The following is a 1119-nucleotide window of genomic DNA, read 5'->3' on the forward strand; positions in this document are numbered from 1 at the left end:
TGTGATGTCCAGGGAGGTTGGTCAGCCGGGTGACGGGTGGTTTGCCTCCGGTGGATGTGTGGGGCCGGTGGTGATTGTAGAAGTGCAGCCATCCCGGCAGCGCTGCCCGGCGGTCGTGTTCGCTGGGATAGAAGCGGGCGTAAGCCCATCCCTCGGCCAGGGTGCGGTGGAACCGTTCGATCTTGCCGTTGGTCTGCGGCCGGTAAGGCCGGGTCCGTTTCGGGGTGATGCCCAGCTCGGTGCAGGTCCCGCGCCAGGCCGACGAGCGGTAGCAGGCACCGTTGTCGGAAAGCACGCGTTCGACGGTGACGCCGCGGTCGGCGAACCAGGCGACCGCGCGGTGCAGGACACCGACGGCGGTGTCGGCTTTCTCGTCGGCGCAGATCTCGGCGTAGGCGACGCGGGAGTGGTCGTCGATCACGGTGTGCACGAACGCGGTGCCGGTGCGGGCGTGCCGGTCGGTGCTCCAGGTTCCGGTGCGGCGGGAGGTCGCTGATCTGTTCTTTTTGCCTTGCTGCTTGCCGACGTGGCGCCAGCCGCCGCCGTCGGGGATGTTGCCGAACTTGGTGACATCGACGTGGATCAGCGAGCCGGGGTGGTCGTGCTCGTAGCGGCGTAGCGGTTCGCCGGTGGCCCGGTCGATGCGGGAGAGCCGGTTGATCCGGCAGCGGGTCAGGACGGCGTGCACGGTCGAGGCAGGGATGGCGAGCCGGCCGGCGATCTGGGCCGGGCCCAGCCGCTGGCGCCACCGCAGCCGCACGATCCGGCGGGTCAGTTGCGGGGACGTTCGGGCGGGGCTGTGGTGCGGGCGGCAGCTGCGGTCGGTCATCCCGGCCGTGCCTTCGGCGCGGTAGCGGTCGGCCCACTTCGCGGCGGTCTTGGTGGCGACCATGAACATTTTCGCGGCGGCGGTGCAGGTCCAGCCCTGCTCGACGATCAGGCGGGCGAGGCGCAGGCGGGTGCGCGGGGTCAGGGCGGCGTTAGGGTGGGACACGAAGGCCTCCGGCGGGCGAAGCGGTTCCTAGACAGCTCCACTTCACCCCCGGGGCCTTCACCTGTCAGCACGACAGGCCGGTCACCGCCTTAACCCGGGACAACGTCCCTGGACATCACAGCTAG

The 1119-nt window shown here is 70.2% G+C and carries 1 protein-coding gene; it reads right to left on the bottom strand.

The annotated features are described in order from the left end of the window. A partial coding sequence (locus WA670_RS45040) for an IS481 family transposase (RefSeq protein WP_134734615.1) occupies positions 1-994 on the bottom strand: 994 nt, incomplete at its 3' end. Between the last annotated feature and the right edge of the window lie 125 nt (positions 995-1119).

The sequence above is a fragment of the Amycolatopsis sp. VC5-11 genome (assembly GCF_037034185.1).
GTDB lineage: Bacteria > Actinomycetota > Actinomycetes > Mycobacteriales > Pseudonocardiaceae > Amycolatopsis > Amycolatopsis nivea.